Origin of the sequence: Microcystis sp. M44BS1, from assembly GCF_020244875.1 — a bacterium.
Lineage (GTDB): Bacteria > Cyanobacteriota > Cyanobacteriia > Cyanobacteriales > Microcystaceae > Microcystis > Microcystis panniformis.
In genome coordinates this window covers 1-15,742 of record NZ_JADBVM010000335.1, presented here as the reverse complement: position 1 = coordinate 15,742, position 15,742 = coordinate 1, and the positions used below count along the sequence as shown (strand labels likewise).

At 44.3% G+C, this 15,742-nt stretch carries 13 protein-coding genes; 4 read left to right on the top strand and 9 right to left on the bottom strand.

Annotated elements, in window-relative coordinates; all coding sequences use genetic code 11:
* Nucleotides 1-223: 223 nt before the first annotated feature.
* Nucleotides 224-721 carry a 2TM domain-containing protein gene (locus IM515_RS24655; RefSeq protein ID WP_287630098.1) on the bottom strand — a complete coding sequence of 166 codons (498 nt, stop codon included), beginning with the start codon at nt 719-721 and terminating at the stop codon, nt 224-226.
* Between the two features lie 60 nt (nt 722-781).
* Complete coding sequence (gene trmFO / locus IM515_RS24650; protein ID WP_287630097.1) at nt 782-2,119, bottom strand: FADH(2)-oxidizing methylenetetrahydrofolate--tRNA-(uracil(54)-C(5))-methyltransferase TrmFO; 1,338 nt, start codon at nt 2,117-2,119, stop codon at nt 782-784.
* 241 nt (nt 2,120-2,360) lie between these two features.
* Between trmFO and IM515_RS24645 the strand changes: the two genes are divergently transcribed.
* The gene (locus tag IM515_RS24645) at nt 2,361-2,639 is read left to right on the top strand and encodes a hypothetical protein (RefSeq protein ID WP_043995783.1); all 279 of its coding nucleotides are present in this window, start codon (nt 2,361-2,363) and stop codon (nt 2,637-2,639) included.
* A 118-nt stretch (nt 2,640-2,757) separates the two neighbouring features.
* On the opposite strand, the gene IM515_RS24640 is transcribed toward IM515_RS24645, so the two are convergent.
* On the bottom strand, nt 2,758-3,837 hold the full coding sequence (locus tag IM515_RS24640; protein WP_287107113.1) for a PIN/TRAM domain-containing protein: 1,080 nt from the start codon (nt 3,835-3,837) through the stop codon (nt 2,758-2,760).
* A 483-nt stretch (nt 3,838-4,320) separates the two neighbouring features.
* Between IM515_RS24640 and hemW the strand changes: the two genes are divergently transcribed.
* Complete coding sequence (hemW, locus tag IM515_RS24635; protein WP_287630100.1) at nt 4,321-5,493, top strand: radical SAM family heme chaperone HemW; 1,173 nt, start codon at nt 4,321-4,323, stop codon at nt 5,491-5,493.
* 122 nt (nt 5,494-5,615) lie between these two features.
* On the opposite strand, the gene IM515_RS24630 is transcribed toward hemW, so the two are convergent.
* Complete coding sequence (locus IM515_RS24630) at nt 5,616-5,936, bottom strand: cupin domain-containing protein (protein WP_287630096.1); 321 nt, start codon at nt 5,934-5,936, stop codon at nt 5,616-5,618.
* Nucleotides 5,936-6,508, bottom strand: coding sequence for a shikimate kinase (locus IM515_RS24625; RefSeq protein WP_287630095.1), 573 nt, complete (start codon nt 6,506-6,508; stop codon nt 5,936-5,938). Before IM515_RS24625 ends, IM515_RS24630 begins: the two co-directional genes overlap by 1 nt.
* Before the next feature lie 233 nt (nt 6,509-6,741).
* On the opposite strand from IM515_RS24625, the gene IM515_RS24620 reads away from it, so the two are divergent.
* Nucleotides 6,742-7,815 (top strand): Gfo/Idh/MocA family protein, encoded by a 1,074-nt coding sequence (locus IM515_RS24620; protein WP_002737757.1) that lies wholly within the window; start codon nt 6,742-6,744, stop codon nt 7,813-7,815.
* Between the two features lie 51 nt (nt 7,816-7,866).
* Here the strand turns inward: IM515_RS24620 and IM515_RS24615 are convergent, their stop codons facing one another.
* Together IM515_RS24615 and hisD are read right to left on the bottom strand one after the other, a co-directional pair.
* Nucleotides 7,867-8,202 carry an excalibur calcium-binding domain-containing protein gene (locus IM515_RS24615; protein ID WP_287630094.1) on the bottom strand — a complete coding sequence of 112 codons (336 nt, stop codon included), beginning with the start codon at nt 8,200-8,202 and terminating at the stop codon, nt 7,867-7,869.
* Between the two features lie 93 nt (nt 8,203-8,295).
* Nucleotides 8,296-9,600 (bottom strand): histidinol dehydrogenase, encoded by a 1,305-nt coding sequence (gene hisD, locus IM515_RS24610; RefSeq protein ID WP_287630093.1) that lies wholly within the window; start codon nt 9,598-9,600, stop codon nt 8,296-8,298.
* Between the two features lie 277 nt (nt 9,601-9,877).
* Here hisD and IM515_RS24605 point away from each other — a divergent pair, with 277 nt between their 5' ends.
* Nucleotides 9,878-10,564, top strand: a complete 687-nt coding sequence (locus IM515_RS24605; RefSeq protein ID WP_002766472.1) for a hypothetical protein — start codon at nt 9,878-9,880, stop codon at nt 10,562-10,564.
* Nucleotides 10,565-10,756: 192 nt separating this feature from the next.
* Here the strand turns inward: IM515_RS24605 and metH are convergent, their stop codons facing one another.
* Both metH and IM515_RS24595 read right to left on the bottom strand, forming a co-directional pair.
* On the bottom strand, nt 10,757-14,320 hold the full coding sequence (metH, locus tag IM515_RS24600) for a methionine synthase (protein WP_287630092.1): 3,564 nt from the start codon (nt 14,318-14,320) through the stop codon (nt 10,757-10,759).
* A gap of 138 nt (nt 14,321-14,458) precedes the next feature.
* Nucleotides 14,459-15,604 carry a SpoIID/LytB domain-containing protein gene (locus IM515_RS24595; protein ID WP_287630099.1) on the bottom strand — a complete coding sequence of 382 codons (1,146 nt, stop codon included), beginning with the start codon at nt 15,602-15,604 and terminating at the stop codon, nt 14,459-14,461.
* Nucleotides 15,605-15,742 lie beyond the last annotated feature (138 nt).

Below are 15,742 nucleotides of genomic sequence, written 5' to 3'. Positions count from 1 at the left end.
TTTTGAGAGAATCGTCGTTCAAAACCTTGCGTCTTCATCGGCCCGCGTCCTGTAGGGGCGAAGCATTCGGGCAATAACCTATCGGTGAAACCGTAGATTTTCTATCCGAATGCTTCGCCCGTACTTTTTCAGCAGACCCTAAGTAGTCGTGGAAAGCTCAACTTTGTGTCCTTTGTGTCTCTGTGGTTCACAAAAACAAAAAAGGCTTAATTTGGCAACAGTATTAAAACTGTAAAAACTTTTTAATTTGTGTCCAAAGATTGCTAAAAGACTCTTTCATTTCCTCCTTAATTTTCCAGCGTTTAAATGCTTCTTCGTAGGCAATTCCTTGATTTTGAAAAGTTTTCCAAGCCGAGAGAGAAAGAGGTAAACCCATCAGCAAAAAGATATAAACTGCCCAAGAAATTGTTCCCGCACTAATTAAATTAATCGTAAGAAAAAAACTATTAATAATCAGATAGCGAACGGTTTTATGTTTTAGCTCCTCACGACGAAAGCGATCGAATTCTTGCCGCTTATAACTGACCATTTTTGACTCTTGCCAGTCCTTTTCCGCCGCTTCTAAGTCTTTAACTTCAATAGCTAAATCGTCAGCAATTTCTAACAACTGTTGACGGGTAATTTCTCCCTTATCCCCTTGACGGGAGATAGCCAAATAGAGAATTTCCTGCACATCCTCTTGACTGTAGGATTGGGGAGGGAAAAAATCGGGGTTTGGCATAGCAATAGAGAAAGAATAGATTCCTTCTCTATTATGGGCGATCGATTTAGGGATTGACAGTTAGACGAGACAGGGAGTTTTTAACTGATTCGTCCATGCTTCTAAATCCTGCAAAGAGCGATCGGCATATTGACCGTAACGTTCCCGTTTATTGCGGATTTTTCTGGTAAAATTCGGCAAAATGCCAAAATTTGGCGGCATCGGTTGAAAATGTTTCGGTTCGGCACTGCTGATAAACTCAAATAATGACCCCATCATCGTTGTGGTTGGCAATGTCACCGTTTCTAATCCTAAAGCTAAACGAGCGGCATTAGTTCCCGCTAACCATCCCCCAGCAGCCGCAGCCGTATAGCCTTCCGTGCCGATTAACTGTCCTGCCGCTAATAGCGTCGGTCGCGATTTAAACTGGAGACTGGAGGATAATAACTGGGGAGAATTGATAAAGGTGTTTTTGTGCATCACTCCCATGCGGACAAATTCGGCCTTTTCTAACCCCGGAATCAGACGGAAAACTCGTGTTTGTTCACCCCATTTTAAATTAGTTTGAAATCCCACCATATTCCACAATTGCCCCGCTTTATCTTCCATTCGCAACTGTATAACCGCGTAGGGACGTTGATCCGGATATCTAGGATCCGCTAATCCCACCGGTTTCAGGGGACCAAAACGCATGGTGTCTTCTCCCCGACTGGCTAATTCTTCGATTGGCAGACAAGCCTCGAAAAATTTGGCATTTTCTCGCTCAAAATCCTTTAATTCTGCCTGTTCTGCCTGTTTTAGTTCTTGCCAGAAGTGCAGGTATTGTTCCCGATCCATAGGACAATTGAGATAGGCGGCCTCACCTTTATCGTAACGGGAGGCCAGAAAAGCGATCGATTGATCAATAGATTCCCCTAGAATAATCGGACTAGCGGCATCAAAAAAACTCAGATAGTCCAGGCCGGTGAAATTTTGCAGATCTGCGGCTAAAGCAGCACTGGTTAACGGTCCAGTGGTTAAAACGACGATACCATCCCGGGGAATTTCCGTGATCTCCTGACGTTTTAAGGTGATTAGAGGGTGGTTGGCCAAGATTTCCGTCAAATTTCGACTAAAGACCCCTCGATCGACCGCTAAAGCCCCTCCTGCGGGGACACTATGCTGATCGGCCTGGGCAATAACTAGAGAATTTAAGCGTCGTAATTCTTCATGGAGTAACCCAGTAGCGCGATCCACCGCCATGGCGCCAAAGGAGTTACTACAGACTAATTCGGCTAAAAATTGGCTATGGTGGGCGGGACTAGAGCGAATTGGGCGCATTTCGTGCAGGATCACGGGAATACCTGCTTGGGCTATCTGCCACGCCGCCTCAGTCCCCGCTAATCCTCCACCAATTACATGAATAGGGCGATCGATCATAGTTGGGAGAAAATGGCTAGAGTAGGACTATTTTAGCGTTAGTTCCCAGTCACCAAAAAAATAGGCTGGTCTAGGGCGATCGCATAAAGATTGGGGCTGATCACAAACTCAGGTTATAATCAAGGAAGGGATAGAATATTATATTTTATCTCGTCACGGTTTTTGCTTTCGAGAAGGTGGCAACACCGCCCCACTTTCTCACCATCTCCTTCCAGATGGGTTAGTTAGCGGTTTGACTTCTATGAACACCAATTATCTTGAAGAATACCAAAAATACCTAGCCGAATGGCAGAAACTGCTTCTGTCCGCTTGGGGTAATGGTGTTCCCACGACTACACCAGTGTTTGAGTTTCCGGAAACTTTGGTTAAATCCCTCGAATATCAACAAGAATGGGTGAAATCCTACCTAACCGCCCAAGAAACCGCCACCAAAGTTGCCCTCGATAGTCAGAAACAATTCTGGGATAGTTATTTCGGTTTTGCTCGTCAGTCCATGGCTGTAATCAATAAACCAGCTTAATTAGGTATCAATTGGCTAGATAGTTCGATTGGTGACTTAACTTCCCTTAAAAAATGAAATTCCTCAAATACAATCCCCTCTGGCGTTGTATTTGAGGCTTTTTTGGGTTTTATTCCCTTTAAGCAATCAGGGAATTTTGGGGTTTAGCAAAAATCATCCGTCCGGCCGAGGTTTGCAGTGCAGATGTCACCACTACCCGCAATTCTCCCCCTAGATAATCTTTTCCTTCTTCTACCACCACCATCGTGCCATCTTCTAGATAACCGATGCCTTGGGTGGGTTCCTTTCCTGCTTTGAGAATTTTCAGATCTAAAGTATCCCCGGGCAAGTAGATCGGGCGTACTGCTTGGGCGAGATCGTTGACATTCAAGATGGTGACTTTTTGCAGATTGGCCACTTTACTGAGATTATAATCGTTAGTGAGCAAGGTGGCGTTAATTTCTTGGGCAAGATGGACTAATTTAGCATCTACGGTGCTAATATCCTCATAATCGGCCGGATGAATGACAATGCGATCAGGAAATTCTTGCTGCATCCGGTTTAAGATATCTAATCCTCGTCTTCCTCTAACTCGTTTTTGGTCGTTACTGCCATCCGCTAACTGTTGCAATTCCTGAAGGATAAATTGGGGAATGAGTATCTGTCCCTCGATAAATCCCGTGTCTAACAATTGTTCGATACGACCATCGATAATACAACTGGTGTCAACAACTTTGGTGGCGGCCGCTTGCAGGGTTCCTTCTGCCACTAAAATTGATTCCATACTATTGGGGTTAATCAGACGCAAAAAAGTCCGACCGTGGGTATCAGCTAAACTAACCCCCAGATAGGAAAACATAATACTGCCTAAAATGGCGATTATCGGCTTGATAAACGAGAATTCTCCCGGAATCGGTAGGAAGAAAATCGGAGCTAGGATCAGATTAGCAATCAACAAACCGATAACTAGACCGACCGAACGGGTTAAAATAACTTCGATCGGAGTTTGTCGTACTTGGGTTTCTAGACGACGATAGGTAGTTTGGGCAACTAAACCAATAGCCAAACCAATAATTGAGGCAAAACCCGCCGATAACCAGCGTAAAGCTTCAATATTGCTGATTTGCGACTGGACAGTAACCGGCAGCAAGTCAACACCACTATAACCAATACTGGCAACAGCGAAGACGAATAGTAAAATTATGACAGCATCAAGCATGGGGATAATACCAGAGAGGATAGGGGGGGAATGATGGTAGAAAAATAATGAGTATGGATGCTTTTATATTATATCTGTGGGTTTCTCCTAATTTGTGTCGGGAAAGTTGCCTCCATTCTAGGAGATGTTCTCCCCAGCCATAATACATCTTAACGAAGATAAACGAAATTATAGTAGGAGTCGGTCGTCAGCCTTGAATCAGTTATCAGTCATCAGATGCGAGTTACAGCGTTTCTCAGATAGATGAGGTTCGTTCTTGCATCTAAAATACTTGATTAGCAAGGGTTAGTCTGTGCTTCACCTTGACGAGAAAGGCTGTATGATATTAAATCCAGTTATTAAAAACTGATTATTTATTCTCCGTTTTGCCTTTTGCATGAGTAGAAAACGGGTTTCTCCGAGAAACCCGTTTTCTGTGCGTTACTCAACGGATTTAGTATGAGTCCACTGATTACTGATTACTGTTCACTGATAACTGCTTTAATGCCCTATTTTCACCCCGTAACCTCGGTTTATATTCATATTCCCTTTTGTCGTCGGCGCTGTTTTTACTGTGATTTCCCGATTTTTGTCGTTGGTAATCACACCAATCCGGCGACTTTTCCCCCTGTGGTGGAGTATGTGGAAATATTACAGGAAGAAATTAGCCTTAGTCAGGGGACGGGGAAACCCCTAGAAACAATTTTTTTTGGGGGGGGGACTCCTTCCCTGTTACCGGTGGAATTATTAGGGGCAATTCTGGATACTTTAGCCAAAAAGTTTGATTTTGCGGCCGATATAGAGATTTCTATGGAGATTGATCCAGCTACCTTTAGTTTAGAACAATTACAGGGTTATCTTAGCGCGGGAGTCAATCGGGTTAGTTTAGGAGTACAGGCTTTTCAAGAACCATTATTACAGGTTTCTGGTCGATCGCATACTGTTAAGGATATCTATCAGGCAGTGGAATTAATTCGGGGATTGGGAATAGTTAACTATAGTTTGGATTTGATTTCGGGATTGCCACAACAAACCCTGACAGATTGGGAAAATTCCCTAGAAAAAGCGATCGAACTGCAACCGGCCCATCTTTCCTGTTACGATTTGGTCTTAGAAGCGGTTACTCCTTTCGGTAAACAGTATCAACCGGGGAAAAAACCCTTACCCGATGATGAAACCACGGCAAAAATGTATGTTTTAGCCGGTGAAAAACTAGCTTTAGCCGGTTATCAACATTACGAAATTTCTAACTATGCCAAACCGGGTTATCAATGCCGACATAATCGAGTTTACTGGGAAAATCGTCCCTATTACGGTTTTGGTATGGGGGCTGCTAGTTATCTCCATCAACAACGTTTTACCCGTCCGCGCAAAAGTCGCGACTATTTCGCTTGGGTAAAAGAAGGCTGTCAGATTGACGTGGAGAAAAATAGCTTGATTGATGATCTTCTCGAAACCTTAATGCTAGGGTTAAGGTTAGCAGAAGGGGTGAGTTTACCCGCAATTGAAGCTAATTTTGGTTCGGAAATCAAAAAAGCAGTTTTAGAGGTCTTAGAGCCGCATAAACAGCGCAATCTAGTAATAATTGAGGGGGATAGCAGGGTAAGATTAAGCGACCCCGAAGGTTTTTTGTTTTCTAATATCGTTTTAACCGATTTATTCGATCGCTGGCAATAGTCAGAAACTATAGTTTAAGTAGCTGGTTATAATTAAATTAAAAATGGATTTTAGCTTCGATCCCCCCTTAATCCCCCCTTGATAAGGGGTGTTTCTGACAACTTTTAACACCTACCTACTTACTAGCGATAATAGATAGCTAACCAAATACAAGGAGGATTATTGCTAGTAAATTCGACGCGGTGTTTTTGGTGAGGAGGAATCAAGAGATAATCCCCTGCTTGCAGATTAACTTGGCTGCCATCCTCATAACTAATCTCAGCGAATCCCTGTAATAAAATCACCCATTCAAAGTCAGATTGATCGTACCATTGACCCCGGGGAGTGGTTTGACCGGTGGAAATAATTCTTTCCAGACGAATAGCTTGACTTTGAGCTAAAATTTCCAGAATTTCTCGGTCAGGAATTAGTTCAGGTAAATCAAAAATTGAAGCTGGTATCATCAGTTATTATTCCTTTCTGTATAAACATCTTTAATCACTGTCGGTATTGCTGTTAAAATTTTCTCAACGATATCAGCAGGTGTATCTAGGTCAGAAACAACAATCCGAAGATCTGCTTCTGCATAAAGTCCTCGTCTTTGTTCTAATAATAATTCTAGTTTACTTTCTAAATCAGTGGACTCCAGCAGGGGACGAGAGGTATCTTGTTTTAAACGTTTAACCAAAACTTCGAGAGGAACATCTAACCAAATCATTAAACCGTGACGAAGATAACTCCAATTTATCGGTTTTAAAACCATCCCTCCCCCGGTGGCAATCACAGTTTTAGTCAGAGAGGATAATTCGGCTAAAACTTGGGTTTCTAACTCCCGAAAAGTCGCTTCTCCCTCGTCGGCAAAAATTTCCCTGATTTTCTTTCCCGCGACCCTTTCTATTAATATATCTGTATCAAAAAAACGATATTGTAACCGTCGGGAAAGCAACTCTCCCAGGGTGGATTTGCCAGATCCCATCATTCCTAGCAAAAAAACACTTAATCCCCGTAAGGAGTTAAAATCCGTTGAATTGTCCATAGTTAAAATTTAGCCGAATGTAGTCCTCGCTACTCAGGGACGATTTTTTGATAAGCATTTAGGAGTGAAAACCCGCAGGTGGAATCAGAAAATCTTCTCAGAACTCCCATTGACACCGACATCGTGTCAGAATCTGGATAACCATGATACCATCTTGGTAATTCATCGACAAAATCAGCTTGATTAATTTAATCAAGTGGTGTGGGGAGTGTGAACACAGGAGTCTAAAATTCATGTCCAATCAACCAGCAAACTTTCCGGGTAACAGAAATCAACTCAAACCGATTAAAGTCGGGGTTATCGGGGTCGGTAACATGGGACAACACCATAGTCGCATCCTGAGTTTGTTAAAAGACGTGGAATTCGTCGGGGTGGCCGATGTCAACGTCGAAAAGGGACTGGAAACTGCCAGTAAATACCGAGTCCGTTTTTTTGAAAATTATTTAGACCTCTTACCTAGGGTAGATGCGGTTTGTCTCGCTGTCCCCACACGGTTACACCATCGAGTCGGGATGGACTGTCTGCAAGCGGGAGTACATACCTTGATCGAGAAACCGATCGCCGCTAGTATTAGTGAAGCGGAATCTTTAGTCAATGCGGCAGCCGATCACGATTGTATTCTGCAAGTGGGTCATATCGAGCGTTTTAATCCCGCTTTCCAAGAGTTATCGAAGGTCTTGAAAACCGAGGAGATTTTAGCGATTGAATCCCATCGCATGAGTCCCTATTCCCAGCGCGCTAATGATGTGTCGGTGGTGTTAGATTTAATGATCCACGATATAGATTTAATTTTAGAATTAGTCGCCGCTCCCGTGGTGAAATTAACCGCTAGTGGTAGTCGCGCTGCCACTGATTCCGGTTATCTCGATTATGTCACTGCAACCCTTGGTTTTAGTAATGGAGTAGTGGCTAATTTAACCGCTAGTAAGGTGACTCATCGCAAGATTCGCCGTTTAGCAGCCCACTGTAAAAATTCTCTCACGGAAGCGGATTTTCTCAATAATGAAATCCTCATTCACCGGCAAACCACCGCTAACTATAGCACCGATTACGGTCAAGTTCTCTACCGTCAAGATGGTTTAATTGAAAAGGTTTATACTAGCAATATTGAACCCCTACACGCGGAATTAGAACATTTTGTTCATTGTGTGCGCGGTGGGGACCAACCTTCTGTCGGTGGGGAACAAGCTTTAAAAGCTTTACGATTAGCTAGTTTAATCGAACAAATTGCCCTTGATGGTCGCGTTTGGCAACAATCGGACTGGAATTATCAATATCTTAATTCTCCCGTGATTACTGCTTCTTGATTGTTTTCACCCCGATTCTTTAAGTAAGAGAATTGGGGTGAGGAAACAAAATTAGTTATTTTGAGAACTTTCCCCACATTTTTCTGAGGATTTTTTCCCACACCATTGACTTTCACAGGGAACTCTATCACCGTCTCCATCCATTTTGACATTGGGGCAATTTCTCAAGAAAAAAGTCGCTTCTGGACAGGAGGTCATCTGGGAACAGTGAGTTCTACCATCGCACCGAAACTGTGGAGAAGGACTAGGTTTTTTCTGGGGAGTGGGACGATTATTGTTGTTAGCTACGGCTAAATTATTGAGGGTTTGTTTGCCAGAAATTGGTGATTTTATTGATATTTGTTCGCTCAGAAAAGACAGAATTAAAATAACAATTACTTTTTTCATAAAATGCTTGCCTGATTCTCTGCTCTTATCATAGTACCAAATAGGATACAGGATAATAAATCAGAGTTATTCCCTGTTTCCTATTCCCCCTATTTAGAGTAAAAACTCCCTGTGTTGAATTGCTAATTTATGGGCGGGAAATCCCTCGTACTCGGCTAAAGTTTTTGTGGTTTCTTTTAACTTTTCAAAGCCTTCAGGGGTGACATAAGCCAAAGTGGAGCGCTTGAGAAAATCATAAACCGAAACCGCCGAATAGGAGCGGGCAAAACTTCCCGTCGGCAGCACAGCATTTACCCCGATGGCGTAGGTAGCCATAGAGGAAGGAGTATGATTTCCCAGAAGGATTTCCCCAGCATTTTTAATCTTGCCCAGAATGGCAAAAGGATTACTAACTAAAACCTCCAGATGTTCTGGGGCGTACTCATTGACAAAATCGAGGGATTGCTGCAAACTATCGGTTAAAATTATGCCCCCATAGGCGGCTAAACCCGCCAGACAAAATTCCCGTCGCCAATCTGGGAGTTTTTGCAGGTATTCCTGAGCGTATTCCCTAGCAGCGATCGCAACCTGTTCACTGTGGGTGACTAATAAAGCCGCCGAATCCGCCCCGTGTTCCGCTTCAATTAATAAATCCAAGGCCGCTAAACGGGCATCGCTGGACTCATCGGCCAAAACTATCGACTCACTCGGACCTGCTGGTAAACCCACATCCACAGTGCCGAACAGTAACCGCTTGGCCGCCGCCCCATAGACGCTGCACGGACCGGTAATTTTGTCAACCCTTTTGATATTTTTTGTTCCCAAAGCTAAAGCGGCGATCGCTTGTACGCCCCCTAACTTATAAATTTCTCTGACTCCAGCCATGCGTGCCGCCACCAGAGAAACCGGTTCCACGTTGCCCTGTTTATCGGGGGGAGTGCAAACCACTACTCTTTCCACTCCTGCCACCATTGCTGGTATGGCTAACATTAACATCATCGAGGGAAAAGCGCCGCGGCCCCGGGGAACGTATAAACCCACACTGGGGATAGGAGAGATTTTTTCGCCGGCAAAGACACCGGCTTCAATTTCTGCCAGTTGTATTTCTTCCGGCATTTGGCGACGATGTACCTCTTGAATATTCCGGAAAGCCTGTTCAATAGCGGTTTTTACTTCCGGTTCAATTAAATGAAAAGCCCGCTCAAATTCTGCCTCGCTGACTTTGATATTTTCTACCGTCGCACCTTCGTAGTCAAAACGCCGCACATAGTCCACAACGCCGGCATCCCCCCGTTCGCGGATGGTTTCTATGACCGTTTGAGCGACTTTGAGGGCGTTATCAATATCTAACTCGGCTCTTTTCTGAAGTTTTGCCCGTTCTGCGCTACTTAATTGCGAAAGTTTTAATATTCTAACCACTATTACTACTCCTACTGCCCCCCGTCCTCTCAAGAATAACGGGGAATCTGAATCTTTATTTTTATTGTAACCTTTGGGGGAGTGCCGGCTTTTCAGTGATCAGTAAACAGTAACCAGTAATCAGTGAAGGCTCTCCCGACATCATGGTGTAAATTGTTCGTATCTGTTACATTTTGGTCATATTCCCTCCCTTAGATAACTTTTTCTGATTATCACAAGTACAGGAGCGCCTCAGTTAACTGATAACCGATCACTGATGTGACGGCTAATAGATATAATGCAGATCATGTTTAAGCTCTCTTGCTGTTCTGTAAATGCGATCGCTCTTGGTTTATTATGGGGGGCGAGTGGTGCTGTGTGGGCAGAAACGGATTTAGACTTAGACCCAAAAATTCGGCAAGAAAGCCCGGTTTTAGAGCGTTGGTTAGAAAAAATACCCGATATCGCCGAAGATATTCGCCGCGATCCTGGTTTTCGCACTCGTATCCGCTTGGGATATGCAGAGTTTCCTTCTAGCGATAATTCCAGTGGCGTGATTTTGGGGGTAGAAGATGTGTTTTTCGGTCAAACCAGTTTAACCCTAAGCGGCGATTATCAGACGGCTTTTAACGGCAAGAGGACGGCAATAGGAGCAAATTTACAATACTATTTCCTCCCTTTGGGTGATTATGTCAATCTAGCTCCCATGGTGGGCTATCGTTACATTCAAACAGGAAATTACAGCACCGATGGGCTTAACTTAGGATTAAAGCTCAAATTAGCTCTTTCTCGCACGGGGGCGGCAGATATCACCGTCAGTCAGAGTTTTATCTCCCCGGGGGGTGACAACGAGGTGGGATTAACTACTCTTTCGGTTGGTTATGCGATTACCTCTAATTTACGTTTAGCTGCCGATATTCAATCCCAAAATTCCCGCGCGCGTAAAGATAGCTCCCTGGGAATTTTACTGGAATGGCTGCCCTAATTAGGGTTTGCGGCAAAAAGTTTTTCGTGGGGGTAGGGTGTGACCCCCCCCAACCCCCCCGACATCGGGGGGGCAGGGGGGGTGTGGGGTGTAGGGTGTAGGGTGTAGGGTGTGGGGTTTTACCGATAAAAACTCACACCTGATAACTGATAACTGATAACTGATAACTGATAACTGATAACTGATAACTGATTAGGTACTAAAGTATTTAGCGGTGGGGTGATAGGTGATAATGGCGGTGGTGGATTGTTCTGGGTACAATTGTTCGCTTTCGTCCATAGACATCCCAATGCGATCGCATCCTAACAGAGCTAGTTGCTTGTATTGATCCTGAATATTGGGACAAGCGGGATAGCCGAAACTATAGCGAGAACCCTGGTAACGCTGTTGCAGTATATCGCGGATATTATCGGGATCGAACTCTGCGAAACCTAACTCGCGACGGATGCGGGTGTGGGTCCATTCGGCCATGGCTTCGGCGGTTTGGACAGCCATGCCGTGATAATAGAGGTATTCAGTATATTCGTTGGCATCAAAGAGAGATTTAGCGTATTCCGTGGCGATTTCCCCCACTGTCACCGCTTGCATCGGGAAAACGTCGATAATACCGGATTCCTGCGGGGCGAAAAAGTCAGCAATACAGAGACGACGACCGGATTTCTGGCGCGGAAACTCAAAAATGGCTATCGGTTGCAGATTTTCGGGTTTTTCGCCCGCTTGTATCGATTCGGGATCGTAAATTAACAGGGAATTGCCAGAGGATTGACAGGGAAAATAACCATAAATTAATGTAGGGTTTAGTAAATTTTCCTTGACAATTTTCTCTTTCCATGCTGCTAGAATTGGATGAACTTTTTCCTGTAAAAACTGGTCGTATTCTTGTTTCGATTGGCTTTGTGGTTTGCGGAATTGCCATTGACCGACAAATAAAGCTTGTAGATCTAAATACCAGAAAACCTCCTCGATGGGAATTTCTGCTGCTGTTAATATTTTAGTACCCCAGAAGGGCGGTGTTGGTCGGGGAATATCAACTGCCACCGCTTCGGACCGACGGGTATCAATAACTAATTCTTGGTTGATGCTGCCATCGGTAAAAATAGTATCGGGATTAACCTTTAATTCTTCGGCGACAACCGGGGTTTTTTCTGCCTCGGCAAACTCCGCTAAAAAGCCTTTACTATCATCCCATTGACCGCCAGCTTTAGCGGGCATTAATTTATCCATAAAATGCAGGTCAGAGAAGGCATCTTTACCATAGATAACCTGTCCCTTGTAGGTTTTTTGACAGTCATCATGGACAAATTTGGGAGTTAAAGCTGCCCCGCCAAGGATAACAGGAACGGTGATTCCTTTTTCGTTAAAAACCTCTAGATTTTCCTTCATAAAAGCCGTCGATTTCACCAATAAACCGCTCATAGCAATACAATCGGCCTTATGTTCTTGGTAGGCTTCGATGATATTTTCTACAGGTTGTTTAATGCCCAAATTAATCACTCTATAGCCGTTATTGGTCAAGATAATATCAACTAAATTTTTACCAATATCGTGAACATCTCCTTTAACCGTTGCGATAATAAAAGTCCCTTTGGCATTATTATCCCCCTCTTTTTTCTCCATAAAGGGTTCTAAAAAGGCAACGGCCGCTTTCATAGTTTGGGCCGATTGGAGAACAAAAGGTAACTGCATTTGTCCCGAACCAAATAACTCACCCACTACCTTCATCCCATCCAGGAGAAAAATATTAATAATATCTAGGGGTGGATAGTCCTGTAAAGCTTGCTTTAAAGCATCTTCCAGTCCCAATCTTTCCCCATCAATAATATGCTGTTTTAAGCGTTCCTCCACGGGTAAATTAGCATTACTAGAAGGGTCTTTTTTAGTGGTTTTCCCCGCAAATAATTCGGTTAACTTGGTCAGGGGATCATAAACACATATATCGCCATCAAAACGACGATTATCATAGATTAAATCCCGACAAATTTGCTGATATTCTGGTTCAATTTTTGCCAGAGGAAGAATCTTATTAGCGCTGACAATTGCCCCATCCATACCCACCTGCATCGCTTCGTGAAGGAAGACGGAATTTAATACCTGACGCGCTGCTGGATTCAACCCAAAAGAGATATTAGACACACCTAAAAGAATGTGACATTCGGGCAATTCTTGGCGAATTCGGCGCATTGCTTCGATAGTAGCCTTGCCATTTTCTCGGTCTTCTTCGATACCAGTAGAAATCGGTAAAGCTAGGGGATCAAAAAAGATTTCGTAGGGAGCAATTCCGTATTCTATCGCCCCATAATAGGCCCGTTTAGCTATCTGGAATTTTTTCTCGGCAGTACGTCCCATTCCTTCTTCATCAATGGTTCCAATTACTACCCCCGCGCCGTATTTTTTCGCTAAATCCAAGACTTGATAAAAACGCGGTTCCCCGTCTTCGTAGTTAGTAGAGTTGAGGATACATTTACCCCCCGCTACTTTTAACCCCGCTTCCATTTTTTCCCATTCGGTGGAATCTAACATTAAAGGTAGGGTGACATTATTAACTAAACGAGAGGCTAATTGGTGCATATCGCGCACCCCATCCCGGCCGACATAATCGACGTTGACATCGAGAATATGCGCTCCTTCTTTTACCTGCGCTTTCGCCATCGATACTAAACTATCCCAGTCTTCAACATTGAGCAGTTCCCGACATTTTTTAGAACCACTGGCGTTTAATTTTTCCCCGACAATCAGGAAAGAATTATCTTGAATATAGGGTTGGGTACTATAAATAGAAGCGGCGGAGGGTTCATAATGATAATGACGAGATTTCGGAGTTAAACCCTGACTTAGTTCCGCTAAAGCTTGAATATGGTCGGGACGAGTACCACAACAACCGCCGATAATTTGTACTCCTAAATCTTCGATAAAGTGCATTAAAGCCATTTTTAATTCTAGGGGAGTGAGGCGATAATGCGCTTGACCGCCGACATTTTCCGGTAAACCAGCGTTAGGAATACAAGAAACAATAAAAGGGGAATTTTCCGAGAGATATTTAATATGGGGTTTCATTAAATCGGGACCAGTGGCGCAGTTAAGTCCCAAAATATCAATTTTATAGGGTTGTAAAATAGAGACAACGGCGTTAATTTCCGTTCCTACTAACATCGTTCCCATGGTTTCCATCGTCACCGAAACCATTAGGGGCAATCGTTGACCTTTTTTCTGAAATACTTCTTCAATAGCATTTAAAGCCGCTTTAATTTGCAGGACATCCTGACAGGTTTCTACTAATAATAAATCTGCCCCGCCATCGTACAGACCCTCTACCTGTTCCACATAGGCATTTTTGAGCGTATCAAAGTCAATATGACCTAAAGTGGGCAGTTTTGTCCCCGGCCCCATAGAACCCGCCACAAAACGGGGTTTTTCGGGGGTAGAGTATTTATTAGCGCAAGCTTTGGCCAGTTCGGCGGCGCTTTTGTTGAGATAATAGGCTTGATCGGCTAAATCGTACTCGGCTAAAACTATCGAGGTTCCCCCGAAGGTGTCGGTTTCAATCACATCCGCACCCACTGCTAAAAAGGCTTCGTGGACTTTCGCTACGGCGCTAGGTTTAGTATGGACAAGATACTCGTTACAACCTTCGTATTCTGCCCCACCAAAGTCCTCGGCCGTCAGATTTTGGCTTTGTAGGGAAGTTCCCATCGCTCCATCAAAGACGAGGACGGGATGCTTGGGACCGTTGAGGTAGTCAAGAAAGGGGCTATTCATAGAGAGATTTACTGCTATAGCATTTTGAAAGTTTATTCTAATACAGTTACTAGAAATCTGCTATGGTCGGCATTTCAGTGATCAGTGATCAGTTATCAGTGATCAGATTTGAGTTTTCAGTCGAGAAAGCCAATCAATCTAATTTTGTAGCACTAGACGAGCTAAACCAACTCCGGGATAATAATTACCGAGAATTTGTTGATAATCTAGGCCTTTTTCCGCTAATTTATAAGCTCCAGTTTGACTCATACCGCGACCACCGTGGGCCCAAGCGACAATTTCATCGGTGGCGGCATAAAGAGACTCGACTACACCCCCTTTATAGCTGAGAATCTGCCCAGCAGTGGCATTAACCGCTTGGTGAGTCGATTGATACTCCGAGCGAATGCCTTTATATACCTGCCAGCGTTGGCTATTGCCCAGATGAAACCAAGCATTAGCGGGGCGGATCATGTGTACTAGGGCATAGGAACGAGCGGCGATCGCCTGTGCCTTTAAAGCTTGCATTGGTGCGCTAGAGTGCATTTCACTCCCCACCACACTATAGAGATAGGCCTCTAAATTAACATGATTGACCACTAATAAGCGATCGCCTTGGGCCACCAGCAGCACTTTACCCCGATACCAACTATCATCCACATAAACTAAACCATCGGCACTGGTGGGCTGCACAAAAATCACCTCTGGCAGCGATAAATCGCCCATTTTTAAGCCATTGGCACCTGGAATGACCGGTAAACCCTCGTTAGTGGCAATCGTTTTTAAACCACGACCTTGGCGATCGGTGATCACCGCCGGTCCGTTAACTCCAATCAAAACACTGGCCACATCCCTTTTGATCGCCACGCGAATTTCTAGAACCGGCGGCGTATAATTAGCGGGAACCGCTAAGGGTTGTCTAGTTACTGGTTTGGCTGCGGCAGCGGGGGAAGTATTGGGGGAAGTATTGGGGGAATGAACCGATGGCGCTAATTTTTTCGGCGCTGAGAGGGAAGACTGGGGAGAGGGTGCTGATTTTGGAGTCGCAGAAGATTGGGGAGAGGGGAATAGTTTCGGCGATGGCGCGGTTAAGGGGGCGATCGGAGATGGGATAATAGGAGCAGGGGAGGCAGCAGTCTCTAGATTTGCCTGCGGTTGCGGGGTTTCTGGTTTTTCCTTGGCTAAATAAGTTAAGAGAATTGGCGTAAAAGTAGCGATCGACAGTAAAGGAACGGCACAATGGCGCAGCAGGGAAAAATAGGTACTAGCAGCAAATTTCACTTTAATCACACCATCTTTAATTATTAGGGGTCGAGAAGGTCGTCACCGACCTCCCCTCCCATTCAGAACCGTGCATGAGACTTTCACCTCACACGGCTCCTAGTTTGACTGTTCCCTTGTTAAGGATACAGCTTGACTTCTTTTGGTTGTCTTTGTATTATC